The organism is Burkholderia ubonensis, assembly GCF_902833085.1.
Taxonomy (GTDB): Bacteria; Pseudomonadota; Gammaproteobacteria; order Burkholderiales; family Burkholderiaceae; genus Burkholderia; species Burkholderia ubonensis.
In genome coordinates, this window is sequence record NZ_CADFEB010000005.1 from 349447 (window position 1) to 373967 (window position 24521).

A 24521-nucleotide genomic window follows, 5' to 3' on the forward strand; every position below is an offset into this window, starting at 1 on the left:
GCTTGGGCGTGATTGTGCCTGTCGCTGCACGGCCCGTTCAATGCAGCGTCGGCGACGCGCCGTCCGCCGATGCGGCGGCATCCGCGAGCGGACGCACCGAGCCGTCGACGATGCGTGCGTCGAAGTCGCGCACGAGCTGCTGGACGAACGGATCCGCGTGAATCTCCTGCTCCGCTTCGCGCTGGCGCGCCGCGCGCGCGGCCGCGTCGAGCGCCGCCGCGGTGCGCCGCGCGGGCCCGACCTCGACGGCAACGTCGACCGGCTTGCCGAGCGCATCCGCGAGCGCGGCCTTCAGTTTCGCGACCTGCGCCGCATCCGCGTACTGCGGCACGGGCACCGACAGCTTGAGCGTCGTCGCGTCGACCGCCGTCAGCTCGCTGTTGAACGCGAGCTGGTATGCGACGCCCTTCAGCGGCAGCCGCGCGGCCAGCGCCGGCCACTCGCCGTCGAAACCGATCGGATCGAGCGCGATGGCGGGCGGCAGCGGGCGCGTATCGACCGGCGCGGACACGGCCGGCTTCGGCGCGACGCGCACGTCGTCCGGCCCGCTGTCGAACACCGGCACGAAGCCGTCGTCGGGCGGACCGCCGAACATCTCGTCCGCGCTGAGCGGCACGTACTCGTCCGGCGGAATGTCTTCCCAAGGCGGCGGAGCCTGACGCGTATCCGGCTGCGGCGCGCGAGCCGCGGCGCGCGGCGTCGGCACCTGCACCGCGGGACGCGGCGCAGCCGGTTTGGCGGCGGCCGGTGCGGTCGGCGCGGCCGATTTTGCCGCCGCCCCGGCGCGCGAGCGATCGGTCGACACGCGCATGCCGGCGTTGCGCAGCACATCGAGCGCCGCGGCGGCGCCACCTGCGCGTGCAGCCGATCGCGGGGCGGCTTCCGTCGACGCGGCGCGCGGCGCGGATTCGGCCGGCACGGCATCCGCCGCACCGGTACGGAATTCGGATTCCGCCGGCGACGCGGGCGGATCGTTCTTCACGGCTGCGGCGGGCGCTGCCGCGGGCGCATCGGCTGCCGCGACCGGCTGAGCCGCCGCGGTCGGGACGGGCGCCTCGGTTGTCGCGGGAACGGCCGGCGGCTCGCTTGCGCGTTCGCCGGGTTGCGCAGGCACATCGGCAGCCGGTCGCGCGACCGGCGCGGCCGACGCGGCAGACGCCGTGGGCGCCGCGGCTGCCGCCGGCTTGCGCGTCGCCTCGGCGGGCACTGCCGGCGCAGGCTTCGCGGCCGACACGGCCGCACGCGGCCCCGGCACGGCGCGCGGCGCCGAAGGCTGGCCGACCGGCGCACCGCCGGCAGCGCCGGCCGCCGGCTCGAACGCGAGCATCCGCAGCAGCGTCATCGTGAAGCCCGCGTACTCGTCGGGCGCGAGGCCCAGTTCCGCACGCCCGACCGTCGCGATCTGGTAGAACAGCTGCACCTGTTCGGGGCTGAGCGCCTGCGCGAACCGGCGCAGGTCGGCCGCTTCCGGCCACTCTTCGAGCACCGAGCCCGGTGCGAACTGCGCCCACGCGATCCGGTGCAGCAGGCTGGCGAGATCCTGCAAGGCGGTCGAGAACGACAGGCTGCGCAGCGACATTTCGTCGGCGATCGCGAGAATCTCGGTGCCGTCGCCGGCCGCGAGCGCGTCGAGCAGGCGCACCATGTAGGTCTGGTCGAGCGCGCCGAGCATCCCCGACACGGCCGTTTCCGTCACTTCGTTCGCCGAATAGGCGATCGCCTGGTCGGTCAGCGACAGCGCATCGCGCATGCTGCCCTGCGCCGCGCGCGCGAGCAGGCGCAGCGCCTGCGGCTCGAACGTGATCCGCTCTTCGCCGAGGATGCGCTCGAGATGCGACACGATGTGCCCGGCCGGCATCTGCTTGAGGTTGAACTGCAGGCAGCGCGACAGCACCGTGACGGGAATCTTCTGCGGGTCGGTCGTCGCGAGGATGAACTTGACGTGCGGCGGCGGCTCCTCGAGCGTCTTCAGCATCGCGTTGAACGCGTGGTTCGTCAGCATGTGCACTTCGTCGATCATGTAGACCTTGAAGCGCGCATCGACGGGCGCGTACACCGCGCGCTCGAGCAGCGCGGCCATTTCGTCGACGCCGCGGTTGCTCGCGGCATCCATTTCGACGTAGTCGACGAAGCGGCCTTCGTCGATCTCGCGGCACGCGCGGCACACGCCGCACGGCTGCGACGTCACGCCGGTTTCACAGTTGAGCGCCTTCGCGAAGATTCGCGACAGCGTCGTCTTGCCGACGCCGCGGGTGCCCGTAAACAGATAGGCGTGATGCAAACGCCCGCCGTCGAGCGCGTGCGTGAGCGCCCTGACGACGTGCTCCTGGCCGACGAGCGAAGCGAAATCCTTCGGACGCCACTTGCGTGCGAGAACTTGATAGGTCATCAGGAAATTGTATCAGCAACGCTGCGTCGCGCCGACACGCGAAACGGTACGGAACACGGATGCGAAAACGTGGAAAGCGCGTGAAAAGCGAGAGCGGAAATAAAAAACGCCCTGCGAACGGGGCGAGAAGGAAGGTGACGAGCCCGACCCTCGGCACTGGCGGAAAACGGCTGTGGCTGCTTCGTTCCCGACCTGACCAGGTTCACCGGCCCACCATGCGAGGAGGCCCGTCACGCAGCATTCTATCACCGCTTCGCGCCGAATGCGACCGTTATTCGAACGAACATGCGAAAGCAGGCACATGCAATTGCAGGCGCGCGCAGCAGGCGCGCACAGCACGCGCGTGCAACGGCCGCATGCGCCCTCTTGTATTTTGCACGCCGGCCTCCACCTGCGTGACGCAACGGTCTTCGGCGTACGTGCCCCTACTCGCGAAGCGGCTACTATCGCCGTCAACAGCGGATAGCAATTTAGGCTAATATGACGCCCGAATGACCCGCGAGCCGCGGTACGCAGCGCTTACGCCCTTCCTTTCCGGAGTGCGGAGCTACCTGCCGCAGCGGCCGGCGCGCCGAGAAGGCGCCATGCAGGCAGTCCCCGAACTGAAAGAGGTATTGACCAAATGAGCGAACAGATCAAACACATCAGCGACGCATCGTTCGAACAGGACGTCGTCAAATCCGACAAGCCGGTGCTCGTCGATTTCTGGGCCGAATGGTGCGGCCCGTGCAAGATGATTGCCCCGATCCTCGACGAAGTCGCGAAGGACTACGGCGACAAGCTGCAGATCGCGAAGATCAACGTCGACGACAACCAGGCGACGCCGGCGAAGTTCGGCGTGCGCGGCATCCCGACGCTGATCCTCTTCAAGAACGGCGCGGCCGCCGCGCAGAAGGTCGGCGCGCTGTCGAAGTCGCAGCTGACCGCGTTCCTGGACAGCCACCTGTAAATACACCGGCAGGTCCGCGGACGTGTTGTCAACCGGCAACACGTCCGCCGCCAAGCCGCCGATCGGCTGCTCAAGCGCGAATCGGCATATGCTAGAATTAAAAAACGTCTACAAGACGCATTTAAGTCTCTGAGCGATTCCGCTCGCCCTCCTCCCTTTTTCTTTCGTCGCTTCTCTTCCCTGGCGGGATTCCCGTATGCATTTATCCGAGCTCAAGTCTCTGCACGTGTCCGAATTGATCGAGATGGCCAACGGCCTGGAGATCGAAAACGCGAACCGCCTGCGCAAGCAGGAGCTGATGTTCGCCATTCTCAAAAAGCGCGCCAAGACGGGAGAGACGATCTTCGGCGACGGCACGCTCGAAGTGCTGCCGGACGGCTTCGGCTTCCTGCGCTCACCGGAAATGTCGTACCTCGCGAGCACCGACGACATCTACATCAGCCCGTCGCAGATCCGCCGCTTCAACCTGCACACCGGCGACACGATCGAAGGCGAAGTCCGCACGCCGAAGGACGGCGAGCGCTACTTCGCGCTGGTGAAGGTCGACAAAGTCAACGGGCAGCCGCCCGAGGCCTCGAAACACAAGATCATGTTCGAGAACCTCACGCCGCTGCACCCGAACAAGCCGCTGTCGCTCGAGCGCGAGATGCGCGGCGAAGAGAACGTCACGGGCCGAATCATCGACATGATCGCGCCGATCGGCAAGGGCCAGCGCGGCCTGCTCGTCGCGTCGCCGAAGTCGGGCAAGACCGTGATGCTCCAGCACATCGCGCACGCGATCAAGCAGAACCACCCGGACGTGATCCTGTTCGTGCTGCTGATCGACGAGCGCCCTGAAGAAGTGACCGAAATGCAGCGCTCCGTCGCGGGCGAAGTGATCGCGTCGACGTTCGACGAACCGGCCACGCGCCACGTTCAGGTCGCCGAAATGGTGATCGAGAAGGCCAAGCGCCTCGTCGAAATGAAGCACGACGTCGTGATCCTGCTCGACTCGATCACGCGTCTCGCACGCGCGTACAACACCGTGATCCCGGCGTCGGGCAAGGTGCTGACGGGTGGTGTCGATGCGAACGCGCTGCAGCGCCCGAAGCGCTTCTTCGGCGCGGCGCGCAACATCGAGGAAGGCGGCTCGCTGACGATCATCGGCACCGCGCTGATCGAAACCGGCAGCCGCATGGACGACGTGATCTACGAAGAGTTCAAGGGCACCGGCAACATGGAAGTGCACCTCGAGCGCCGCCTCGCGGAAAAGCGCGTCTACCCGTCGATCAACCTGAACAAGTCGGGCACGCGCCGCGAGGAAATGCTGATCAAGCCCGAGATCCTGCAGAAGATCTGGGTGCTGCGCAAATTCATCCACGACATGGACGAAGTCGAGGCAATGGAATTCCTGCTCGACAAGATCCGCCAGACGAAGAGCAACTCCGAGTTCTTCGACCTGATGCGCCGCGGCGGCTGATCGCCCCGGCAGCGGATACGACGGCCGCCCGCGCGCTGCGCCCGGCGGCCGTTTTTTCGTGCCAACCTGAACGTGAACGTACACGTTGATCTATAATCCATCTCGTCGCCCCGACCTACCGACCCCGCCCCGATGACGACCGGCACCCCCACCCTGCTGCTGACCGTGAGCGACGCCGCCGCGCGGCTCGGCGTCACGCCGCGCACGCTGAAGTACTACGAGGAGCGCGGGCTCGTCACGCCATCGCGCAGCGAAGGCCGCTATCGTCTCTACGACGAAGCCGACCTCGAGCGCTTCGCGCGAATCCTGCGCCTGCGCGCGCTCGGCTTCTCGCTGCAGGGCATCACCGAAATGCTCAAGCGTCCGCTGGAAGAAACGGACGACGGCCGGCGCCGCTACTCGGACGCGTCGCTGCGGGACATCCGCACCGGTCTCGCGGAACAGATCGGCACGCTGGACCGGCGCATCGCGGCGGTCCAGCGCGAGCTGAAGGAAGCGATGGCGCTGCGCAAGGAACTGCAGCGCGACATCGACTACGTCGAGCGGCGCCTTGCCGGCGAAAGCGCGGATGCGCTGATCGCGCAGCGGCGGGCCGAGACGAGCGAGCGCCGGTCGCGCAAGAGCCGCGCATGAACGCAACGCCGGGCCGCCCGCCACTGTGGAGCCGCGCGAGCCTGCGCGCCGACCTGTTCCCGTGGGCGCTCGCGCTCGTCACCGGCATCGACTATTTCGACAACGCGACGTTCTCGTTCTTCGCCAGCTACATCGCGGGCGGCATCAACGCGTCGCCGGACGAGCTCGTGTGGTCGTCGAGCGCTTACGCGGTCGCGGCCGTGCTCGGCATCCTCCAGCAGCAATGGTGGATCGACCGCCTCGGGCATCGCCGCTACGTCGCCGGCTGCATGCTGATGTTCTCGTTCGGTGCGATCGCGTCCGCGCTCGCCGATACGTCGCTGCAGCTCGCGTTCGCGCGCGGCTTCCAGGGCTATTTCATCGGGCCGATGATGGGCGCGTGCCGGATCCTGATCCAGATCAGCTTCACGCCGCAGGAACGGCCACCCGCGACGCGCGCGTTCCTGATCATGATCCTGCTCGGCAGTGCGCTCGCGCCGATCGCCGGCGGCCTGCTCGTCGCGCATTCGACGTGGCGCGCACTATTCGCGTGCACTGCGCCCGCAGGCGTCGCATTCGCGATCCTCGCGCTGCTGACGCTGCCCGACACCGGCAACCTGCCCGACGACGAACGCGGCACCGGGCATTTCTGGCCGTACGTCGTGTTCGCGCTCGCGCAGGGCGCGTTGCAGATCGTGATGCAGCAGGTGCGGTACCAGCTCTACAGCGGCTCGCCGATGCTGATCCTGCTGACGGTCGCGGGCCTCGGCGCGCTCGCGTGGTTCGCGCACCACCAGTGGCACCACCCGACGCCGCTCGTGCGCCTGCACGCGTTCCGCCAGCGGACCTTCCAGGTCGGGCTCCTGCTCTACATGTTCTATTACTACGAGTCGACCGGCTTCAGCTACCTGACCTCCCGCCTTCTCGAATCGGGGCTCGGCTATCCGGTCGAGAACGCCGGGCGCCTCGTCGGCACGATGTCGCTGATCTCCGCGACCGCGCTGTTCGCGTACCTGCGCTACGCGAAGCTGATCACGCACAAGAAATGGATCATCGTGCCGGGCTTCGCGGTCGCCGCGTTCGCCGCGCTGTGGATGACCCGCATGACGCCGCAGGTCGGCGAAGCGGCGCTGATCGTGCCGCTGCTTCTGCGCGGCCTGCTGCTGCTGTTCATCGTGCTGCCGGTCGCGAACCTGACGTTCCGGATCTTCGCGATCGACGAATACACGCACGGCTACCGGCTCAAGAACATCGTCCGCCAGCTGACGATCTCGTTCGCAACGGCGTCGGTGATCATCGTCGAGCAGCATCGGCAGGCCATGCACCAGACGCGGCTCGTCGAGCGCGCGAGCGTGTTCGATCCGCTGTTCCAGCAGACGGTCGACGCGCTGGCCCGCAGCTACGCGGCCGCCGGCCATGTGCCGAGCGACGCGCACGCGCTCGCGATCTCGTCGATCGCGCGGATGGTCGCGCAGCAGGCGTCGTTCCTGTCGTCGCTCGACGGGTTCTATTTCCTCGCCGGCGTCGCGATATGCGGCGGGATCTTCGCCGCATGGCAAAAAGACATCGATTGAGTTAAAAGACAGGCTTTGGGATTCCATTGCCGTTTCCATGCTTTCGAAACTCGCCCGCTGGCTCGACCATCGCCGCCGCGACCGCGCGCTGCGCAGTCATCCGATCCCCGACGCGCTGTGGCAGGACACCATCGCGCGGCTGCCGTTCCTCGACTACCTGCCGCCCGACGACCTCGGCCGGCTGCGCGAGCTGACGAGCCTGTTCCTCGCGCGCAAGTCGTTTTCGACCGCGCACGGCCTCGAGCTGACCGACGAGATGATCGTCGGCATCGCCGTGCAGGCCTGCGTGCCGGTGCTGAATCTCGATCTGTCGCTGTACGACGGCTGGGTCGGCGTCGTCGTGTATCCGGGTGAATTCGTGATCCGCAAGACCGTGCAGGACGAGGACGGCGTCGTCCACGAGGTCGAGCAGGACGCGAGCGGCGAAGCCTGGGAAGGCGGACCGGTGATCCTGTCGTGGGAAGACGCGCAGATGACCGACGGCCGCGACGCGTACAACGTGGTGATCCACGAGTTCGCGCACAAGATCGACATGATCAACGGCGCGGCCGACGGCTATCCGCCCCTCTTTCGCCGCTGGCATGCGCCGCATCTCGACGCGCAGGCGTGGGCCGACGTGTTCGAAAACGCGTACGACCAGTTCTGCGCGCGCGTCGATGCGGTGCCGGATCGCGCCTGGGCGCGCTTCGAGCGGGAGTCGCTGATCGATCCCTATGCGGCCGACCACCCGTCGGAATTCTTTGCCGTATGCAGCGAGGCGCTGTTCGTGCGGCCGCGCGCGTTCGAGGCCGAGTTCCCCGAGCTCTACCGGCTGCTCGCCCGCTATTACCGGCAGGATCCGGCCAAAACCGGCGCGCTCGACGCGCGCTGAAAATTAATCGTCAACCGTCTGATTTTCTGGCATAATCACCGTTTTTCGACCTTAGGCAAGTGGCTCGCGCCGGGCTTGACGCCAGCCGACACGCGCAATTCGCGCGGTTCGGAGCGGCAAGCGGCGGGTTGGCTACCGCTCTCACCAAGGAAAATCATGAAACCTGGCATTCACCCGGATTACCGCGAAGTCGTCTTCCAAGACATGTCGAACGGCTTCAAGTTCATCACGCGCTCGACGATCCAGACGCGTGAAACCATCGACTTCGAAGGCAAGACCTACCCGCTCGCCAAGATCGAAGTGTCGTCGGAATCGCACTCGTTCTACACGGGCCAGCAGAAGATCATGGACACGGCCGGCCGCGTCGAGAAGTTCAAGAACAAGTTCGGTTCGCGCGCCAGCGGCAAGGTCGCGAAGTAAGCTTCGCGCCGCATCCGGTGGCCACAACGCACCGGTACCGCACCAAAGGGCAGCCCAGGCTGCCCTTTTTCGTCTCTGCTCGCCCGAGCGCCGTCGGCCGGCGCCCGGGCGCAACCGCTGACGCGCAACGGCCGGCGCGTCTACAATGCCGGATGCTCAAAACCGGCGCGCCGCGCGGCATCGCGCGAGCCGCGCCCAGAACAATTCGTCCATCTGCATGAAGCCTGTCGTTCGTCTCACCGCCTCCGCCACGCGCGCGCTGCCGCGCTGGCTGCTGCTCACGCTCTGCCTCGTCTATGCGGCATTCGGCCTGTTCGGCCGCGACCCGTGGAAAAACGAGGACGCGGCGGGCTTCGGCGTCATGTGGACGATGGCCAAGGGCGGCTGGCACGACTGGCTGCTGCCGAATCTGGTCGGCAAGTTCATCACGACCGACGGACCGCTCGGCTACTGGCTCGGCGCGCTGTCGATCCGCTCGCTTGGGTCCTGGGTCGACGCGAGCAACGCGTCGCGGCTCGACACCGGCATCCTGTTCTGCGTCGCCTGCGCGTTCGTCTGGTACGCCGCGTATCTGCTCGGCCGGCGCGCCGAAGTCCAGCCGTTCAAGTACGCGTTCGGCGGCGAGCCCGAGCCGCGCGACTACGGCCGCACGCTCGCCGACGGCGCGCTGCTGATCCTGCTCGCCTGCTTCGGCCTCGCGGAACGCGGACACGAAACGACGCCGCAGCTCGCGCAGTTCGCGTGGATCGCGATGCTCGTCTACGGGCTCGTGCGCGGCATCGACAAGCCGCTGCAGGGCGCGCTGTGGTGGGGCGCGGCGATCGGCCTCGTGTGCCTGTCCGGCAACCCGGTGCTCGTCGGCGCGCTCGTCGTCGGCACCGCCGTGCTGTGGCTCGTCACGCCCGAGATGCGCAACCTGCACCTGCCCGCGATCGGCGTGCCCCTCGCCGCCGCGATCATCGCGCTGTGGGTGTTCGCCGCGCTCGCCGCGGCGCCGGACGACGCCGCGTGGTTCTTCGATCAATGGGTGCGCGGCAGCCTGATGCGCTTTTCCGGTCCGCCGACCGCCGTGCTGATGTACGCGGCGAAGAACCTGCCGATCTTCGCGTGGCCCGCATGGCCGCTCGCGATCTGGGCGTGGTGGAGCTGGGCCGGCCTGCGCCGGCGCACGCACATCGCGATCCCGCTGTCGGTCGTCGTGCCGCTCGTCGCGCTCGTGATCCTGCAGAGTCAGCAGTCGAACCGCATGTACATGCTGCTGCTGCCGCCGCTCGCGGTGCTCGCGACGTTCGCGCTGCCGACGCTGAAGCGCGGCGCGATCAACGCGATCGACTGGTTCGCGGTGCTGAGCTTCACGATCCTCGGCAGCTTCGTGTGGCTCGTCTGGCTGGCGTCGATGACCGGCTTCCCGCACCCGCTCGCGCGCAACCTCGCGCGGCTCCTGCCCGGCTACGAGCCGCACTTCAAGGTGCTGTCGTTCGTCTGCGCGGTCGCGGTGACGGTCTGCTGGTTCCTGCTCGCGAGGTGGCGCGTGTCGCGTCAGCCGAAGGTGCTGTGGCGCAGCGTCGTGCTGTCAGGCGCCGGCACCACGCTGATGTGGGTGCTGCTGATGACGCTGTGGCTGCCGATCGTCAACTACGGCCGGACCTATCGCGACGTCGCGCAGCAGATCGCCGCGCACCTGCCGTCCGATTACGAATGCATTGCGCCGGTGCGGCTCGGCGACGCGCAGATCGCGACGTTCGCCTATTTCGGCAACATGCACTTCGATTACTCCGGCGACTGCGACGTGATCCTGCGCCAGGACCGTGCCGATTTCGGCGAGCCGAGCTCGATGTCGCAGTACGTGTGGCGTCTCGTCTGGGAAGGCCGCCGCGTCGCCGACCGCGACGAGCGTTTCCGCCTGTACGAGCGCATCGAGCGGCCGAAGACGCCGGTCAAGCGCCGGCCGCCACGCCGCAAGGCGGACGATTGACGATGCTGGCCGATATCCGTCGGATCATCGGCCTCGCGTGGCCGGTGCTCGTCGGCCAGCTCGCGATCATTGCGTTCGGCGTGACCGACACCGCGATGGTCGGCCGCTTCTCCGCCACCGATCTCGCCGCGCTCGGGCTCGGCGCATCGATCTACCTGTCGGTCTTCATCGGCCTGACGGGCATCCTGTCCGCGCTGCAGCCGATCACCGGCCAGCTGTACGGCGCGCGGCGCTACGCCGAGATCGGCGAGGAAGTCCGCCAGGCGCTGTGGCTCGCCGCGCTGCTCGCGGTGCCCGGCTTCCTGCTGCTGCATTTCCCCGAACCGCTGCTGCGTCTCGCGCACGCACCCGCCGCGCTGCACGAGCGCACCGTCGCCTATCTGCGCCTCCTGTCGTTCGGGCTGCCGGCGAGCCTCGTGTTCCGGATCTACGGCGCGCTCACCAACGCGGCCGGCAAGCCGCGCCTCGCGATGATCCTGCAGATCGGCGCGCTCGCGCTCAAGTTTCCGCTGAACGTCTGGTTCATCTTCGGCGGGTTCGGCGTGCCGGCGCTCGGCGGCCCCGGGTGCGGGCTCGCGAGCACGGTGATCAACTGGGCGCTCGCGCTGGTCGGCTTCACACTGCTCGCGAAGCTCGACGTGTTCGCGCCGCTCGCGATCTTCTCGCGCTTCTGCTGGCCGGTCTGGGCGCGCCAGAAGGCGATCCTGAAGCTCGGCGTGCCGATGGGCCTGTCGTACCTGATCGAGGTCACGTCCTTCACCTGCATGGCGCTCTTCATCGCGCAGTTCGGCACGACGACGCTCGCCGGGCATCAAATCGCCGCCAACATCAGCGGCGTGCTGTACATGACGCCGCTGTCGATCGGCGTTGCCACGTCGACGCTCGTCGCCCGCGCGCTCGGCGCCGGGCAGCTCGACGAAGCCCGGCTGCTCGGCCGCCACGGCGTGACGCTCGCGTGCGGGATCGCTGCGCTGTATGGCCTGCTGGTGTTCGCGCTGCGCCCGCTGATCGTCGGCGGCTACACGCCGAACCCGGCAGTCGCCGCGGCCGCGATGCCGCTCGTCGCGATCGTCACCTGCTATCACTTCTTCGACGCGCTGCAGGTCACGTCCGCATTCGCACTGCGCGCGTACAAGGTCGCGGCCGTGCCGACCGTCATCTACGCGGTCGCGCTGTGGGGCGTCGGGCTCGGCGGCGGCTACCTGCTCGGCTTCGACGTCGGCGGCCACTCGCCCGCGTGGCTGACCGGCGCGCGCGGCTTCTGGTTCGCGAACACGATGAGCCTGATGCTGGCGGGCGCCGGGCTCGCGCTGTACCTGCGCCACGTGAGCCGCGCGCCGGCGCCCTCGCCCGAGCCCGCCTGCAAGCACGCATGACGGGCACGCGCCGCCCGCGTCATGCGGCCGCCCGTGCTGCCTATGCCGCCGCCTCGCCGTCGCGCTGCCGGAATACCTCGTGCGCGGCGAACAGCGCATTCAGCGCGGCCGGAAACCCCGCATAGACGGCCATCTGCATGAACACTTCGACGATCTCGTCGCGCGTGCAGCCGACGTTCAGCGCCGCCTCGATATGCACCTTGAGCTGCGGCTGCGCGTTGCCCAGCGCGGCGAGCGCGGCAATCGTCGCGATCTCGCGCGCCCTCAGGTCGAGCTGCGGCCGGCTGTAGATGTCGCCGAAGCCGAATTCGACCAGCAGCCGGCCGAAATCCGGTGCGATCGGCGCGAGCGCCGCGATCACGCGTTCGCCCACGTCGCCGTCGATTTCCTTCAGTTTGTTCCAGCCGCGCGTGTAGCGGTCGTCAGCGAGTCGTTCCATCGTGTGTGTCCTGTTCCGGTTGTGGGGATGTCGCCTGTCGCCCCGCGTCGCGCTCCGCCGTCTCGTAATAGGCGATTTTCTCGCCGATCACGTCGAGACTCGCCTGCAGCTCCGCGATATGCGCGCGCACCGCATCGCGATGTGCGACCAGCAGTTCGCGGCGTGCGCCGAGCGTCGGCTCGCCGCGTGCACGCAATGCGGCGAACTGCTGCATCTGCGTGATCGGCATGCCGGTCGCCTTCAGTCGCATCACGAAGCGCAGCCAGTCGAGGTCGGCCGGCGCGTACAGCCGGTGCCCGGCCGGCGTGCGCGCGATTGCGCGCAGCAGGCCCGCCTGCTCGTAGTAGCGCAGCGTGTGCGTCGACACGCCCATCAGTTCGGCAACCTGACCGATCGTCAGGGCGCGTGCGGCGGAAGTCTTCGATACGGGTGACATGACAGACAGGCTCAAGGTTAGGACTTAGAGTTCACTCTAAGTCAACACCTTGTCGACGGCCAGTGCGACGTGAGCGGCAATTCCGTCAAACATCGTCAAAACCGCGGTCCGACGGGGCTTGCGCCCTTTACAGCAGCGCAAGCGTTGAGCAAGATTCCGGCAGTCTGTCTTAAAAAGGGCACGCACTTGTCCTATGCTTAACGGCGACGCCGGGCCCCGTGCCGCCCGCCGTCCGTTGCAACAGCCATTCATCCGTTCGAACCAGGGAGCCTTTGCCATGCTGAAAAAGCTGCTGATGCTGTTCGTCGCGCTATCGCTGTCGCTGACCGCGGCCTTCGCCGCGGCGGTCGAAGTCAACACGGCCGACCAGGCCGCGCTCGAGTCCGTCAAGGGTCTCGGGCCCGTGAAGTCGAAGGCGATCATCGACGAACGCACCAAGAACGGCCCGTTCAAGGATGCTGACGATCTCGCGAACCGCGTGAAGGGCCTCGGCACGAAGTCGGTCGCGCATCTCGAGGAAAACGGCCTGACGATCGGCGGCTCGGCGACGCTGCCGAAAGGCGTGAAGGCGTCGAAGCCGGCCGCGACGGCGGGCACGACGGCGCCGGCGACGAAACCGGCCGCAACGCCGGCCACGACGGCTCAGGCCACGACGGGCGCCGCGACGACCGCCGCGGCCGCGTCGGCCGCGAGCGCGCCGGAAGCGGCGTCGAAGCCGGCCAAGACCAAGCGCGCGTCGAAGAAGGACAAGGCCGCCGCGGCCGCCGGCGCATCGGCGCCGGCCGCGGATGCAAGCGCGCCGGCCGACGCGTCGTCCGCGAAGGCAACGAAGGGTTCGAAGAAGAAAGGCAAGAAAGACAAGGCTGCCTCCGCCGCCGCGGCGTCGGGCGCCTGATGCGCGCCGCGTGCGCAGCAATGCGCGCGCGGCTTCGTTCCACGGGCGCCGCCGTCGCGGCGCCGTTTCATTGAAGGTGAAGAATCATGGGTCTACTCGACATCGTCGGCGGTCTGCTCGGCGGCCAGGCCGGCGGCAATTCGCAAAGCGCGCTGCTGTCGGCCGCGCTCGAATTCATCAACAACCAGCCGGGTGGCCTGAACGGCCTGATCGAGAAGTTCAAGGCCGGCGGCGCCGGCGACATCATCGGCTCGTGGGTCGGCACCGGCGAGAACCAGCCGATCTCGGCCGACACGCTGCAGAACGTGCTCGGCTCCGACGCCATCGGCGCGCTGGCGAGCAAGTTCGGCGTCGATCCGGCGCAGGCGTCGGGCCTCCTCGCGCAGGTGCTGCCGCACGTCGTCAACCATGCGACGCCGAACGGCGAAGTGCCGGCCGACGGCCAGGTCGACACGTCGAACGTGCTCGGCACGCTGACACAGCTCGCAGGCCTGTTCGGCGGCAACAAGCCAGCGTGAGCCTGAGCCGGCAGTTGCACGCCGGATGAAAAAACACCCCGCCTCGCGGCGGGGTGTTTGCTTTTGGCTGCCCGGCATTGCGCACCGGGCCCGGCACCAAGACGCGCGCTCAGTGAACGACGCGGTCGAACACGAACTTGCCTTCCCGGACGTCGACCGGAATCACGTCCTTCGGACCGAAACGGCCCGCGAGGATCAGCTTCGCGACCGGGTTCTCGATCTCCTGCTGGATCGCGCGCTTGAGCGGCCGCGCGCCGAACAGCGGATCGTAGCCGACCTTGCCGACCTGCTCGAGCGCCGCTTCCGACACGTCGAGCGCCATGTCGAGCTTCGCGAGCCGGTCGTGCAGGCGGGCGAGCTGGATCTTCGCGATCGACTGGATGTTGCTGCGGTCGAGCGCATGGAACACGACGACGTCGTCGATCCGGTTCAGGAACTCGGGGCGGAAATGCTGCTTCACCTCGAGCCACACCGCGTCCTTGATCTCTTCCTGCGGCGAACCCGTCATCGCCTGGATCACCTGCGAGCCGAGGTTCGACGTCATCACGATCACCGTGTTCTTGAAGTCGACCGTGCGGCCCTGCCCGTCCGTCATCCGGCCGTCGTCGAGCACCTGCAGCAGCACGTTGAACACGTCCGGATGCGCCTTCTCGATCTCGTCGAGCAGGATCACGCTGTACGGCTTGCGGCGCACGGCTTCCGTCAGGTAGCCGCCTTCCTCGTAGCCGACATAGCCCGGCGGCGCGCCGATCAGCCGGGCGACGCTGTGCTTCTCCATGAACTCGCTCATGTCGATGCGGATCAGGTGCTCTTCCGAGTCGAACAGGAACGCCGCGAGCGCCTTGCACAGCTCGGTCTTGCCGACACCCGTCGGGCCGAGGAACAGGAACGAGCCGTACGGACGGTTCGGATCGGCGAGACCCGCGCGCGAACGGCGGATCGCGTCGGCGACCGCGTCGATCGCCTCGTTCTGGCCGACCACGCGCTCGTGCAGCTTCTCCTCGATGTGCAGCAGCTTCTCGCGCTCGCCCTGCATCATCCGCGACACCGGAATGCCGGTGGCGCGCGACACGACTTCCGCGATTTCCTCCGCGCCGACCTGCGTGCGCAGCAGCCGCGGGCGCGTCGGGTTGTGCTGCTCCTGCTCTTCGGCCTGCGTGACCTGCTTCAGTTGCGCCTCGAGTTGCGGCAGCTTGCCGTACTGCAGCTCCGCGACCTTCTCGAGCTTGCCTTCGCGCTGCAGGCGCGCGATGTCGGCGCGCACCTTCTCGATCTCTTCCTTGAGCTGCGCGCTGCCCTGCACCGCGGCCTTCTCGGCGGTCCAGATCTCCTCGAGGTCCGAGTATTCGCGGCCGAGCCGTTCGATTTCTTCCTCGATCAGCTGCAGGCGCTTTTGCGACGCTTCGTCCTGCTCCTTCTTCACGGCCTCGCGCTCGATCTTCAGCTGGATCAGCCGGCGGTCGAGCTTGTCCATCTCTTCGGGCTTCGAATCGATTTCCATCTTGATCTTCGACGCGGCCTCGTCGATCAGGTCGATCGCCTTGTCCGGCAGGAAGCGGTCGGTGATGTAGCGATGCGACAGCTCGGCCGCGGCGACGATCGCCGGGTCGGTGATGTCGACGCCGTGGTGCAGCTCGTACTTCTCCTGCAGCCCGCGCAGGATCGCGATCGTCGCCTCGACGCTCGGCTCGTCGACCAGCACCTTCTGGAAGCGGCGCTCGAGCGCGGCGTCCTTCTCGATGTACTTGCGGTATTCGTCGAGCGTGGTCGCGCCGATGCAGTGCAGTTCGCCGCGCGACAGCGCCGGCTTCAGCATGTTGCCCGCGTCCATTGCGCCTTCGGCCTTGCCCGCGCCGACCATCGTATGGATTTCGTCGATGAAGACGATCGTCTGCCCTTCGTCCTTCGCGATGTCGTTGAGCACCGCCTTCAGGCGCTCCTCGAATTCGCCGCGATACTTCGCGCCGGCGAGCAGCGCCGCCATGTCGAGCGACAGCACGCGCTTGCCCTTCAGCGTCTCCGGCACCTCGCCGTTGACGATCCGCTGCGCGAGCCCTTCGACGATCGCGGTCTTGCCGACGCCCGGCTCGCCGATCAGCACCGGGTTGTTCTTGGTGCGACGCTGCAGGATCTGGATCGAGCGGCGGATTTCGTCGTCGCGGCCGATCACCGGATCGAGCTTGCCCGCGCGGGCGCGCTCGGTCAGGTCGACCGTGTATTTCTTCAGCGCCTCGCGCTGGCTTTCCGCGTCCTGGCTGTGCACCTGGGAGCCGCCGCGCACCGCGGCGATCGCGGCTTCGAGCGCCTTGCGCGTCAGGCCGTGCTGGCGTGCGAGCCGGCCGACCTCGCCCTTGTCGTCGGCGGCCGCGAGCAGGAACATCTCGCTCGCGATGAACGTGTCGTTGAGCTTCTGGGCTTCCTTGTCCGCCTGGTTCAGCAGGCCGATCAGCTCGCGGCCGAGCTGGATGTCGCCGCCCGTGCCCGTCACTTGCGGCAGGCGCGAGATCGCCTCGTTCAGCGCGCCTTGCAGCGCCTGCACGTGAACGCCCGCGCGCGACATCAGCGAGCGCGCCGAGCCGTCCTGCTGCGCGATCAGCGCGGCCAGCACGTGAACCGGTTCGATGTATTGATTGTCGCGGCCTGCCGCGAGGCTTTGCGCATCCGCCAGCGCTTCCTGGAATTTGGTGGTGAGCTTGTCGATTCTCATTTGGTAGAGACCTCCAATTTTCGATTAATACCCAAATGAGGATCGTTATGCGGCTTTCAAGCGGATTCCTGTTGATTCAGCGCAAAAGTGTTGACGGACGGGCGCAATCTGCGAACGGACGGCCCGCAGTGCGCGGCGCACGCGTCAGCTGGCGAGCGGCGACGGCTCGGCGGGCGCTGCCGCGTCCCGCACGAAGGCGATCGGCTTGATGCCGAGCAGCGCCGCGAGCGGCGACGCAGGCTGCGCGAGCTCGCCGAGCGTGTGCCGGTCGAGTTCCGCGAAGAACGCGTCGCGCGCCGCCGCCAGCACGCCCTTCAGGCGGCAGTGCGGCTCGATGACGCACGCGCGCGTCGATTCTCCGCCGGCAAAGCAGCCGACCAGCGCGAAATCGTTCTCGGTCTCGCGCACGACTTGGCCGACCGTCAGCCGCGTCGAGTGCGGGAACAGCCGCAGCCCGCCGTTGCGGCCGCGCACGGTATCGACCCAGCCAAGCTCGCCCAGGCGCTGCACGACCTTCATCAGATGGTTCTTCGAGATGCCGTAGGCGTCCGAAATCTCCTGGATCGTCGCGAGCCCGTCGCCGCGCACGGCAAGGTACAGCATGACTCTCAGCGAGTAGTCGGTGTAGTCGGTCAGTCTCATGGATGAAAGCGGTGTTTGATGATCATGCGCTGATTACGCGCGCGCCCCCGGTTGCCGGGACGGCCGGCGCGCAATAAGATGCGGGACATCAGCACGTTTATCGAGGGGTTGGCCGACGTTATTGTGCGTCAAAATCATGCCGGCGTCCCGCCCTTCGCCCGGCCCCTTTATCGTCACGTCATGACCGCCACGTCTACCCCGCCCGACGCCGCGCCGAACCGGCCCCGCGACGCGGAACCCACTGAAGACAACATTCGCGCGCTCGTCTACGCGTTCTACGACCGCGTGCGCGCCGATCCGCTGCTCGGGCCCGTGTTCGACGGCAAGCTGGCCGGCCGCTGGGACGAGCACCTGCCGAAGATGGTGACCTTCTGGTCGAGCCTCGTGCTCGGCACCAAGGGCTACCGCGGCAACGTGCAGCAGGCGCATCAGCCGCTCGACGGCCTCGAGCCCACGCATTTCAGCCGCTGGCTGGCGCTGTTCCTGAATACGGTCGAAGCACGCTACACGCCGCCCGCGGCGGTCCGCTTCATGGAGCCGGCGCTGCGGATCGCGCAAAGCCTGCAGTTGAGCCGCTTCGGCTGGGATTACCGGATTCCGCCCGAACAGCAGGCGCTGCTCGACGCGGTCGCACCGCGCCGTCGCGACGATCCGGATCACCTGCCGTCGCGCACGCGCGGCGAACCGTTCCCGGCGAAGATCATCGGGCGCGGTTCGTCAGAGGATTGAGCCGCGCGGAGCAGTCGCGCGAAGCAGCCGCGCGACGCTTTGACGCAGGCTCCGTCCCGCCGCGACGCAACGACGCGGCCCCTGCGTGGCCCGCGCACAACGCCGGCGGCGCCCCTTGGTCCGTACCCTTGGCCGCGCTCAGCGCGGTGCGTTGCCCGATTCGACGCCCCAGCGCGCGAGCGCGGCGTCGTCGGTGCTGCGGGCATCCACCCAGCGCTCGCCGTCGGGCGTCGTTTCCTTCTTCCAGAACGGCGCCTGGGTCTTCAGGTAGTCCATCACGAACTCGCACGACGCGAACGCGTCGCCGCGGTGCGCGGCGACCGTCGCGACCAGCACGATCTGGTCGAGCGGGTAAAGCTTGCCGACCCGGTGCACGATCGCGACGTCGATGCCCGGCCAGCGCCGGCACGCATCGGCGGCGATCTGCTCGAGCGCCTTCTCGGTCATCCCCGGATAGTGCTCGAGCTCCATCGCGGCAACCGAATCGCCGTCGTTCAGGTCGCGCACCGTGCCGACGAAGCAGGCGATCGCGCCAATCCGCGGATTGCGCGCGCGCAGCGCCGCCACCTCGGCATTCAGGTCGAAGTCGCCGGCCTGGACTCGCACCGTTGCCATCGCGCCTCCTCAGCCGCCCGTGACCGGCGGAAAGAACGCGACCTCGCAGCCGTCGGTGATCCGCGTGCCGGCGTCGGTCATTTCGTGATTGCAGGCCATGCGCAGCGCGCGGCCTTCCGCGAGCGTGTCGGCCCACGCGCCGCCGCGCATGCGCAGCCACGCGCGCACGTCGCCGACGGTCGTCACGCCGTCCGGCACGTCGGCCTGCTCGTCCGAAACGCCCAGCGCCTCGCGGACGCTCGCAAAAAATTTCAGTTGAATCTTCATGTCGAAAGGCTCTGCCCCGTCAGGACAGCAGTTCGGAAAACGGCAGGAAGCGGACGGTCTCGCCCGCGCTGATCGCATGGTGCGGCGGATTGTCGATCAGGCCGTCGCCCCACACCGTCGACGTCAGCACCGCCGAGCTCTGGTTCGGGAACAGGTCGAGGCCGCCCGCCGAATTGATGCGCGCGCGCAGGAACTCGTTGCGCCGGTCGGACTTGCCCTGCGTGAAGTCGGCGCGCAGCGACAGCGCCCTCGGCGCGACGTCGCGCACGCCGGACAGGCGCAGCAGGAACGGCCGGACGAACAGCAGGAACGTGACGAAGCTCGACACCGGATTGCCGGGCAGCCCGATGAAATGCGCGTCGGGCCGGCTGTCGCCGCGCCGGATCGCGCCGAACGCGAGCGGCTTGCCGGGCTTCATCGCGATCTGCCACAGCGCGAGCCGGCCTTCGGCTTCGACCGCGGGCTTCACGTGGTCCTCGTCGCCCACCGACACGCCGCCGCTCGTGAGGATCACGTCGTGGTCGCGCGCGGCCTCGCGCAGCGTATCGCGGGTCGCGGCGAGCGAATCGGGCACGATCCCGTAATCGGTCACGTGGCAGCCGAGCCGCTCCAGCAGCCCGCGCAGCGTGAAGCGGTTCGAGTTATAGATCGCACCCGGCTTGAGCGGCTCGCCGGGCATCGTCAGCTCGTCGCCGGTGAAAAACACCGCGACCTTGATCCGCCGCGCGACCGACAGCTGCGCGCAGCCGACCGACGCGGCGAGGCCCAGCGCCTGCGGCGTCAGCCGGGTGCCGGCGGGCAGGATCACCGCGCCGCACCGGATGTCGGAGCCTTGCGCGGTGATCCATTCGCCGGCCTTCGGCGTATGCAGGATTTCGACCGCGTCGCCGTCGGCTTCGGTCTGCTCCTGCATCACGACAGCGTCGGCGCCGGGCGGCACCGTCGCGCCGGTGAAGATGCGCGCCGCGGTGCCGGCCGCGAGGGGGGCTGCCGGATGGCCGGCGGGAATGCGCTGCGACACCGGCAGGCGTCGCTCGCCGTGCAAAAGGTCGGCAACGCGCACCGCATAGCCGTCCATCGCGCTGGTGTGCATCGGCGGCACGTCGAGCGGCGACTCGACGTCGGCGGCCAGCACGCGCCCGAGCGCGTCGAGGGTGGCGACGGATTCGGCGCCGGCCAGCGGCGTTGCGGCATCGAGCAGCGCGCCGAGCGCCTCGGCGGTCGACAGCATCGGCGCGCGCGGCGCCGCGGGATTCGGATTCGACATCGATTGAATCGGTGAGCGTGGAAAGCAATACGTCATTGTAGCGACGACGCCGCGCGGACGTGCGATATGGCGGGCATGCGGAGGCGGTTATCGGCGGCGAACGGGCACCGGCTTCGGCAACGGGCCGGCCCGGCCGCCAGGTGTACGGCATATCCCGCCTCGCGGCCGACCGGACGCCGCGCCGCCGGACAGAACACCAAACGGAAACGGCCGGGAAACCGATCCGTCACCGAATCGGCTTCCCGGCCGTCGGGCCGCGCCGGGCTCACCGCCCGGCGGCGGATCACGCTTCCGTATGCGCGGCGATGAAGGCCTTGACCTGCTGCGCGTCGGCCTGCACGACCTCGAAGCGCTGCGGCAGCGCCTCCAGCCCGTCGAACGCGGCCGGCCGCTCCGGCTCGCGGTCGAGCGCTTCGCGGATCGTCTCGCCGAACTTGATCGGCTGCGCGGTTTCCAGCACCACCATCGGCACGCCCGCCTCCAGATGCTCGCGCGCGACCTTGACGCCGTCGGCCGTATGGGTGTCGATCGTCGTGCCGTAGCGCGAGAACACGTCGCGGATCGTCGCGAGACGGTCCGCATGGCTGCTGCGGCCCGACACGAAACCGAACTGCGCGACGCGTGCGAAATCGCCGCTCGCGGCCAGATCGAAGCCGCCCTTCTCCTCGACGTCGCGGAACAGCTGCATCACGCGCGCCGGATCGCGGCCGAGCAGGTCGAACACGAAGCGCTCGAAGTTCGACGCCTTCGAGATGTCCATGCTCGGGCTGCTCGTGTGATACGTGTTTTCCGCGCTGCGCACGCGGTACGCGCCGGTGCGGAAGAACTCGTCGAGCACGTCGTTCTCGTTGGTCGCGACGACGAGCTTCGCGATCGGCAGCCCCATCATCCGCGCGATGTGGCCCGCGCAGACGTTGCCGAAGTTGCCCGACGGCACCGTGAACGACACGCGCTCGTCGTTGCTCTTCGTCGCGGCGAAATAGCCCTTGAAGTAGTAGACGACCTGCGCGACGACGCGCGCCCAGTTGATCGAGTTGACCGTGCCGATCTTGTGCTGCGCCTTGAACGCGTGATCGTTCGACACGGCCTTCACGATGTCCTGGCAGTCGTCGAACACGCCTTCGACCGCGAGGTTGAAGATGTTCGGGTCCTGCAGGCTGAACATCTGGGCCGTCTGGAACGCGCTCATTTTCTTGTGCGGCGACAGCATGAACACGCGCACGCCGGCCTTGCCGCGCATCGCGTACTCGGCCGCGCTGCCGGTATCGCCCGACGTCGCGCCGAGGATGTTCAGCGCCTGGCCGTGCTTCGCGAGCGTGTACTCGAACAGGTTGCCGAGCAGCTGCATCGCCATGTCCTTGAACGCGAGCGTCGGGCCGTTCGACAGCTCGAGCAGCGAGATCGGCGCGCCGCCTTCGGCGCCGAGCGTCCTGAGCGGCGTGATGTCGGCCGCGTTCTCGCCGTGACGCGTGTTGCGGTAGACGTCGGCCGTATACGTGCGGCGCGTGATCGCGCGCAGGTCGTCGGCCGGAATGTCGTCGCTGAACTTCGACAGGATCTCGAACGCGAGATCCGCGTACGGCAGCGAGCGCCAGCGGGCGAGCTCGTCGGCCGAGACCTGCGGATACTCGGCCGGCAGGTAGAGCCCGCCGTCCTTCGCGAGGCCGCCGAGCAGGATGTCGGAGAACGTGTGGCGCTCGCCGATGCCGGCGCCGCGCGTGGAGATGTAGTTCATGTCGCCCTCGACCCTCAGTTCAGCGCTTCCATGCGCAGCTTCGTCACCTTCGACACGACCGTCGCGAGATCCTCGATCCGCGCGATCGCCGCGTTGACGTTCTTTTCGACCGTCACGTGCGTGATCAGGATGATGTCGGTCTCGCCGTTCGCGTCGTCGACCTGCTCCGACTCCTTCTGCAGCAGCGCGTCGATCGAGATGCCCGAATCGGCGAGGATGCGCGTGATGTCCGCGAGCACGCCGGTCTGGTCGGCGACGCGCAGGCGCAGGTAGTAGCCGCTCGTCACTTCGTCGATCGGCAGGATCGGCGTGTTCGACAGGCTGTCCGGCTGGAACGCGAGATGCGGCACGCGATGCTCGGGGTCGGCCGTGTGCAGGCGCGTGACGTCGACGAGATCCGCGACGACCGCCGACGCGGTCGGCTCCGCGCCCGCGCCCTTGCCGTAGTACAGCGTCGTGCCGACCGCGTCGCCGTGCACGACGACCGCGTTCATCGCGCCCTCGACGTTCGCGAGCAGGCGCTTCTCGGGAATCAGCGTCGGGTGCACGCGCAGCTCGATGCCGTTTTCGGCGCGGCGCGTGATGCCGAGCAGCTTGATCCGGTAGCCGAGCTCTTCCGCGTAGCGGATGTCGGTCGCGTCGAGCTTGCTGATGCCTTCGACGTACGCGCGGTCGAACTGCACCGGCACGCCGAACGCGATCGCGCTCATGATCGTCGCCTTGTGCGCGGCGTCGACGCCTTCGATGTCGAAGGTCGGGTCGGCTTCCGCGTAGCCGAGCTCCTGCGCGGCCTTCAGCGCGGTCGCGAAGTCGAGGCCGCGGTCGCGCATTTCCGACAGGATGTAGTTGGTCGTGCCGTTGATGATGCCGGCGATGTACTGGATCCGGTTCGCGGTCAGGCCTTCGCGCAGCGCCTTGATGATCGGGATGCCGCCCGCGACGGCCGCCTCGAACGCGACCATCACGCCCTTCTCGCGCGCCGCCTCGAAGATCTCGGTGCCGTGCACCGCGAGGAGCGCCTTGTTCGCGGTCACGACGTGCTTGCCGTTCGCGATCGCGCGCAGCACGAGCTCGCGCGCGACGCCGGTGCCGCCGATCATCTCGGCGATGATCGCGATCGACGGATCGTCGACGACCGCGTTGAAGTCATCGGTGATCTGCGCGCTGCCGGCGTCGCCGGCAAGCGCGGCCTGGGCCTTGGCCGGGTTGCGCACCGCGATGCGGACCACCTCGATGCCGCGCCCCGCGCGTCGCTTGATTTCTTCCTGGTTGCGGCGCAGCACCTTGAAGGTGCCGCTGCCTACCGTGCCGAAGCCCAACAGGCCAACTTTGATCGGTTCCATGCTGCGTGTGATCGTGAGTAAAAGTTAAAAACGGATGGCGCGGTGTCGCCCGGCTCAGACCGAATGACGCTTGCGATAGCCGTCGAGGAAACGCGCGATCCGGTTGATCGAATCGGTCAGGTCGTCGAGATTCGGCAGGAACACGACGCGGAAGTGATCCGGCGTCGGCCAGTTGAAGCCGGTGCCCTGCACGAGCAGTACGCGCTCCTCGAGCAGCAGGTCGAGAATGAACTGCTGGTCGTTCTGGATCGGATAGAGCTTCGGGTCGAGCCGCGGGAACATGTAGAGCGCGGCCTGCGGCTTCACGCAGGTCACGCCCGGAATCGACGTGAGCATGTCGTACGCAAGCTCGCGCTGCTTGTAGAGACGCCCCGACGGCACGATCAGCTCGTTGATGCTCTGGTAGCCGCCGAGCGCCGTCTGGATCGCGAACTGCCCCGGCACGTTCGCGCACAACCGCATCGACGACAGGATGCCGAGCCCCTCGAGATAGTCCTTCGCGCGCCGGCGGTTGTCCCCGCCCAGGCCCGACACGGCCATCCAGCCCGCGCGGTAGCCGCACGAGCGGTAGCTCTTCGACAGGCTGTTGAACGTGACGGTGATCACGTCCTCCGACAGCGCGCCCATCGCCGTGTGCTCGCGGCCGTCGTAGACGATCTTGTCGTAGACCTCGTCGGCGAACACGATCAGCCCGTGCTGGCGCGCGATCGCGAGCAGTTCGAGCAGCAATTCGTCCGAATAAAGCGCGCCCGTCGGGTTGTTCGGGTTGATCACGACGATCGCCTTCGTATTCGGCGTGATCTTGCGGCGGATGTCGTCGAGATCGGGCATCCAGTCGTTCTGCTCGTCGCAGACGTAGTGGACCGGCGTGCCGCCCGACAGGCTGACCGCGGCCGTCCACAGCGGGTAGTCGGGCGCCGGCAGCAGCACCTCGTCGCCGTCGTTCAGCAGCGCCTGGGTCGCCATCACGATCAGCTCGGATGCGCCGTTGCCGATGTAGACGTCGTCGAGGCCGACCCCGACCACGCCCTTTTCCTGCGTGTAGTGCATCACCGCCTTGCGCGCCGAGAACACGCCCTTCGAGTCCGAATATCCCGACGACGTCGGCAGGTTGCGGATCATGTCCTGGATGATCTCGTCCGGCGCGTCGAAACCGAACGGCGCAAGGTTGCCGATGTTCAGCTTGATGATGCGGTGGCCTTCTTCCTCGAGGCGCTTCGCGTGCTCGAGCACCGGGCCACGGATGTCGTAGCAGACGTTGAGCAGCTTGTTCGATTTCTGGATCGGTTTCACGACGACACGG

22 protein-coding genes and 1 other RNA gene are annotated in these 24521 nt (G+C 67.8%); 11 read left to right on the top strand and 12 right to left on the bottom strand.

Translation table 11 applies throughout. From position 1 onward, the window contains the following. Positions 1 to 37: 37 nt before the first annotated feature. Together HWX31_RS16030 and ffs are read right to left on the bottom strand one after the other, a co-directional pair. Positions 38 to 2389 (bottom strand): DNA polymerase III subunit gamma/tau, encoded by a 2352-nt coding sequence (locus HWX31_RS16030; RefSeq protein ID WP_175933941.1) that lies wholly within the window; start codon positions 2387 to 2389, stop codon positions 38 to 40. Between the two features lie 133 nt (positions 2390 to 2522). Then, an RNA gene (gene ffs / locus HWX31_RS16035) (signal recognition particle sRNA small type) lies at positions 2523 to 2621 on the bottom strand. Between the two features lie 390 nt (positions 2622 to 3011). Between ffs and trxA the strand changes: the two genes are divergently transcribed. From trxA to HWX31_RS16075, 8 genes are all read left to right on the top strand, one after another. Next, positions 3012 to 3338, top strand: coding sequence for a thioredoxin TrxA (gene trxA, locus HWX31_RS16040; protein WP_006402348.1), 327 nt, complete (start codon positions 3012 to 3014; stop codon positions 3336 to 3338). Between the two features lie 196 nt (positions 3339 to 3534). Then, entirely contained in the window at positions 3535 to 4797 is a 1263-nt protein-coding gene (gene rho, locus HWX31_RS16045; RefSeq protein WP_006478662.1) for a transcription termination factor Rho, read from the top strand. A 132-nt stretch (positions 4798 to 4929) separates the two neighbouring features. Next, positions 4930 to 5430, top strand: coding sequence for a MerR family transcriptional regulator (locus tag HWX31_RS16050; RefSeq protein ID WP_174965579.1), 501 nt, complete (start codon positions 4930 to 4932; stop codon positions 5428 to 5430). Further along, positions 5427 to 6983 carry an MFS transporter gene (locus HWX31_RS16055; protein ID WP_174965580.1) on the top strand — a complete coding sequence of 519 codons (1557 nt, stop codon included), beginning with the start codon at positions 5427 to 5429 and terminating at the stop codon, positions 6981 to 6983. The genes HWX31_RS16050 and HWX31_RS16055 overlap by 4 nt, the downstream gene beginning before the upstream one ends. A 37-nt stretch (positions 6984 to 7020) precedes the next feature. Next, positions 7021 to 7854, top strand: a complete 834-nt coding sequence (locus tag HWX31_RS16060) for a M90 family metallopeptidase (protein ID WP_174965581.1) — start codon at positions 7021 to 7023, stop codon at positions 7852 to 7854. Between the two features lie 156 nt (positions 7855 to 8010). Next, the gene (locus HWX31_RS16065) at positions 8011 to 8274 is read left to right on the top strand and encodes a type B 50S ribosomal protein L31 (RefSeq protein WP_010092226.1); all 264 of its coding nucleotides are present in this window, start codon (positions 8011 to 8013) and stop codon (positions 8272 to 8274) included. 145 nt (positions 8275 to 8419) lie between these two features. After that, a complete protein-coding gene (locus tag HWX31_RS16070; RefSeq protein WP_415493132.1) occupies positions 8420 to 10249 on the top strand; it encodes an ArnT family glycosyltransferase in 1830 nt (609 codons plus the stop codon). A gap of 2 nt (positions 10250 to 10251) precedes the next feature. Continuing rightward, a complete protein-coding gene (locus HWX31_RS16075; protein WP_174965583.1) occupies positions 10252 to 11625 on the top strand; it encodes an MATE family efflux transporter in 1374 nt (457 codons plus the stop codon). Positions 11626 to 11665: 40 nt separating this feature from the next. Here the strand turns inward: HWX31_RS16075 and HWX31_RS16080 are convergent, their stop codons facing one another. Beyond that, positions 11666 to 12064 carry a carboxymuconolactone decarboxylase family protein gene (locus HWX31_RS16080; RefSeq protein ID WP_059806806.1) on the bottom strand — a complete coding sequence of 133 codons (399 nt, stop codon included), beginning with the start codon at positions 12062 to 12064 and terminating at the stop codon, positions 11666 to 11668. Beyond that, positions 12048 to 12500: a MerR family transcriptional regulator gene (locus HWX31_RS16085; RefSeq protein WP_174965584.1), complete on the bottom strand. Its 453-nt coding sequence runs from the start codon at positions 12498 to 12500 to the stop codon at positions 12048 to 12050. Before HWX31_RS16085 ends, HWX31_RS16080 begins: the two co-directional genes overlap by 17 nt. Before the next feature lie 277 nt (positions 12501 to 12777). Here HWX31_RS16085 and HWX31_RS16090 point away from each other — a divergent pair, with 277 nt between their 5' ends. Then, positions 12778 to 13395 carry a ComEA family DNA-binding protein gene (locus HWX31_RS16090; protein WP_174965585.1) on the top strand — a complete coding sequence of 206 codons (618 nt, stop codon included), beginning with the start codon at positions 12778 to 12780 and terminating at the stop codon, positions 13393 to 13395. An 86-nt stretch (positions 13396 to 13481) separates the two neighbouring features. Next, positions 13482 to 13913, top strand: a complete 432-nt coding sequence (locus tag HWX31_RS16095; protein ID WP_174965586.1) for a YidB family protein — start codon at positions 13482 to 13484, stop codon at positions 13911 to 13913. Positions 13914 to 14022: 109 nt separating this feature from the next. Here the strand turns inward: HWX31_RS16095 and clpB are convergent, their stop codons facing one another. Further along, positions 14023 to 16620 (bottom strand): ATP-dependent chaperone ClpB, encoded by a 2598-nt coding sequence (gene clpB / locus HWX31_RS16100; RefSeq protein ID WP_174965587.1) that lies wholly within the window; start codon positions 16618 to 16620, stop codon positions 14023 to 14025. A 144-nt stretch (positions 16621 to 16764) separates the two neighbouring features. After that, complete coding sequence (locus HWX31_RS16105; RefSeq protein ID WP_174965588.1) at positions 16765 to 17262, bottom strand: Rrf2 family transcriptional regulator; 498 nt, start codon at positions 17260 to 17262, stop codon at positions 16765 to 16767. 180 nt (positions 17263 to 17442) lie between these two features. Here HWX31_RS16105 and HWX31_RS16110 point away from each other — a divergent pair, with 180 nt between their 5' ends. After that, positions 17443 to 17991: a group III truncated hemoglobin gene (locus tag HWX31_RS16110; RefSeq protein WP_174965589.1), complete on the top strand. Its 549-nt coding sequence runs from the start codon at positions 17443 to 17445 to the stop codon at positions 17989 to 17991. Positions 17992 to 18129: 138 nt separating this feature from the next. Here the strand turns inward: HWX31_RS16110 and moaE are convergent, their stop codons facing one another. The 6 genes from moaE to HWX31_RS16140 form a co-directional block, all read right to left on the bottom strand. After that, the gene (gene moaE, locus HWX31_RS16115) at positions 18130 to 18606 is read right to left on the bottom strand and encodes a molybdopterin synthase catalytic subunit MoaE (protein WP_174965590.1); all 477 of its coding nucleotides are present in this window, start codon (positions 18604 to 18606) and stop codon (positions 18130 to 18132) included. Between the two features lie 9 nt (positions 18607 to 18615). Beyond that, entirely contained in the window at positions 18616 to 18873 is a 258-nt protein-coding gene (gene moaD, locus HWX31_RS16120; protein ID WP_010092214.1) for a molybdopterin converting factor subunit 1, read from the bottom strand. 19 nt (positions 18874 to 18892) lie between these two features. Continuing rightward, positions 18893 to 20140, bottom strand: coding sequence for a molybdopterin molybdotransferase MoeA (locus HWX31_RS16125; protein WP_174965591.1), 1248 nt, complete (start codon positions 20138 to 20140; stop codon positions 18893 to 18895). 283 nt (positions 20141 to 20423) lie between these two features. Then, on the bottom strand, positions 20424 to 21875 hold the full coding sequence (gene thrC, locus HWX31_RS16130; protein ID WP_174965592.1) for a threonine synthase: 1452 nt from the start codon (positions 21873 to 21875) through the stop codon (positions 20424 to 20426). A 14-nt stretch (positions 21876 to 21889) separates the two neighbouring features. After that, positions 21890 to 23218 carry a homoserine dehydrogenase gene (locus HWX31_RS16135; RefSeq protein ID WP_174965593.1) on the bottom strand — a complete coding sequence of 443 codons (1329 nt, stop codon included), beginning with the start codon at positions 23216 to 23218 and terminating at the stop codon, positions 21890 to 21892. A gap of 54 nt (positions 23219 to 23272) precedes the next feature. Further along, positions 23273 to 24511: a pyridoxal phosphate-dependent aminotransferase gene (locus HWX31_RS16140; protein ID WP_174965594.1), complete on the bottom strand. Its 1239-nt coding sequence runs from the start codon at positions 24509 to 24511 to the stop codon at positions 23273 to 23275. Positions 24512 to 24521: the final 10 nt, after the last annotated feature.

What these genes read in the sequence shown, in the direction of transcription:
- rho (WP_006478662.1), top strand. Translation starts at nt 3,535, where the DNA reads ATGCATTTATCCGAGCTCAAGTCTCTGCACGTGTCCGAATTGATCGAG.
- moaD (WP_010092214.1), bottom strand. Translation starts at nt 18,873, where the DNA reads ATGAAGATTCAACTGAAATTTTTTGCGAGCGTCCGCGAGGCGCTGGGC.
- HWX31_RS16090 (WP_174965585.1), top strand. Translation starts at nt 12,778, where the DNA reads ATGCTGAAAAAGCTGCTGATGCTGTTCGTCGCGCTATCGCTGTCGCTG.
- HWX31_RS16075 (WP_174965583.1), top strand. Translation starts at nt 10,252, where the DNA reads ATGCTGGCCGATATCCGTCGGATCATCGGCCTCGCGTGGCCGGTGCTC.
- HWX31_RS16135 (WP_174965593.1), bottom strand. Translation starts at nt 23,218, where the DNA reads ATGGAACCGATCAAAGTTGGCCTGTTGGGCTTCGGCACGGTAGGCAGC.
- HWX31_RS16065 (WP_010092226.1), top strand. Translation starts at nt 8,011, where the DNA reads ATGAAACCTGGCATTCACCCGGATTACCGCGAAGTCGTCTTCCAAGAC.
- HWX31_RS16080 (WP_059806806.1), bottom strand. Translation starts at nt 12,064, where the DNA reads ATGGAACGACTCGCTGACGACCGCTACACGCGCGGCTGGAACAAACTG.
- HWX31_RS16105 (WP_174965588.1), bottom strand. Translation starts at nt 17,262, where the DNA reads ATGAGACTGACCGACTACACCGACTACTCGCTGAGAGTCATGCTGTAC.
- HWX31_RS16110 (WP_174965589.1), top strand. Translation starts at nt 17,443, where the DNA reads ATGACCGCCACGTCTACCCCGCCCGACGCCGCGCCGAACCGGCCCCGC.
- thrC (WP_174965592.1), bottom strand. Translation starts at nt 21,875, where the DNA reads ATGAACTACATCTCCACGCGCGGCGCCGGCATCGGCGAGCGCCACACG.
- HWX31_RS16055 (WP_174965580.1), top strand. Translation starts at nt 5,427, where the DNA reads ATGAACGCAACGCCGGGCCGCCCGCCACTGTGGAGCCGCGCGAGCCTG.
- HWX31_RS16125 (WP_174965591.1), bottom strand. Translation starts at nt 20,140, where the DNA reads ATGTCGAATCCGAATCCCGCGGCGCCGCGCGCGCCGATGCTGTCGACC.
- HWX31_RS16060 (WP_174965581.1), top strand. Translation starts at nt 7,021, where the DNA reads ATGCTTTCGAAACTCGCCCGCTGGCTCGACCATCGCCGCCGCGACCGC.
- HWX31_RS16085 (WP_174965584.1), bottom strand. Translation starts at nt 12,500, where the DNA reads ATGTCACCCGTATCGAAGACTTCCGCCGCACGCGCCCTGACGATCGGT.
- HWX31_RS16030 (WP_175933941.1), bottom strand. Translation starts at nt 2,389, where the DNA reads ATGACCTATCAAGTTCTCGCACGCAAGTGGCGTCCGAAGGATTTCGCT.
- HWX31_RS16095 (WP_174965586.1), top strand. Translation starts at nt 13,482, where the DNA reads ATGGGTCTACTCGACATCGTCGGCGGTCTGCTCGGCGGCCAGGCCGGC.
- trxA (WP_006402348.1), top strand. Translation starts at nt 3,012, where the DNA reads ATGAGCGAACAGATCAAACACATCAGCGACGCATCGTTCGAACAGGAC.
- HWX31_RS16070 (WP_415493132.1), top strand. Translation starts at nt 8,420, where the DNA reads ATGCCGGATGCTCAAAACCGGCGCGCCGCGCGGCATCGCGCGAGCCGC.
- HWX31_RS16050 (WP_174965579.1), top strand. Translation starts at nt 4,930, where the DNA reads ATGACGACCGGCACCCCCACCCTGCTGCTGACCGTGAGCGACGCCGCC.
- moaE (WP_174965590.1), bottom strand. Translation starts at nt 18,606, where the DNA reads ATGGCAACGGTGCGAGTCCAGGCCGGCGACTTCGACCTGAATGCCGAG.
- clpB (WP_174965587.1), bottom strand. Translation starts at nt 16,620, where the DNA reads ATGAGAATCGACAAGCTCACCACCAAATTCCAGGAAGCGCTGGCGGAT.